The sequence below is a fragment of the Stenotrophomonas maltophilia group sp. RNC7 genome (genome assembly GCF_030910085.1).
Lineage (GTDB): Bacteria > Pseudomonadota > Gammaproteobacteria > Xanthomonadales > Xanthomonadaceae > Stenotrophomonas > Stenotrophomonas sepilia.
The window spans coordinates 1-365 of sequence record NZ_JAVFVN010000096.1; the positions used below are offsets into that span (position 1 = coordinate 1).

Below are 365 nucleotides of genomic sequence, written 5' to 3' on the forward strand. Positions count from 1 at the left end.
AATACTTTTAATCATAGAAGTATTTTTCGAAGAAAAGATATAGATTTATATCATTTTTTTAACTTGGTAAGTTCGTCCGATGTTATATATATAACAAGTTTTGAGTCATTCGTCCCAAGAAGGGACGAATTTTTTTTCTCTTATCTAACATCTAATAGTCATGATCATTTGAAAGAAGAGTTACTTCAAACGGAATTAAGTGTATTAACATCTGATAATTGTAAAAAAATAGTTTCTCTTTCTGCCCGCCAGTGGCGGGACGCGATGCCGCCGCAGCCGAACCAGAGCGACTGGTCGCAGCGGCTGTCGGTGAACTGCCAGTGGCGCGCCGACGCGGAGTGGATGCAGCGCTTCCGCGCGCAGCC

The 365-nt window shown here is 42.5% G+C and carries 1 protein-coding gene; it reads left to right on the plus strand.

All coding sequences use genetic code 11. From position 1 onward, the window contains the following. Positions 1-168: 168 nt before the first annotated feature. The coding region (locus RCF13_RS00950) for a hypothetical protein (protein WP_308140733.1) at positions 169-365 on the plus strand (197 nt) is incomplete at its 3' end.